General features: G+C 50.4%; 1 rRNA gene. It reads right to left on the reverse strand.

Annotation, left to right across the window (positions count from 1 at the left end):
* Positions 1–278 (reverse strand): 23S ribosomal RNA (locus ACQCT5_RS22980); the annotation flags it as partial.

Below are 278 nucleotides of genomic sequence, written 5' to 3' on the forward strand. Positions count from 1 at the left end.
CGGGTCTACGACCACGTACTCATTCGCCCTATTCAGACTCGCTTTCGCTACGGCTCCGTCTCATCGACTTAACCTTGCACGGGATCGTAACTCGCCGGTTCATTCTACAAAAGGCACGCTATCACCCTGTTTTTTCCGAGGAAAAAACATAGGGCTCTAACTACTTGTAGGCACACGGTTTCAGGATCTATTTCACTCCCCTTCCGGGGTGCTTTTCACCTTTCCCTCACGGTACTGGTTCACTATCGGTCACTAGGGAGTATTTAGCCTTGGGAGAT

The sequence above is a fragment of the Sutcliffiella halmapala genome (genome assembly GCF_050107295.1).
Lineage (GTDB): Bacteria > Bacillota > Bacilli > Bacillales > Bacillaceae_I > Sutcliffiella_A > Sutcliffiella_A halmapala_A.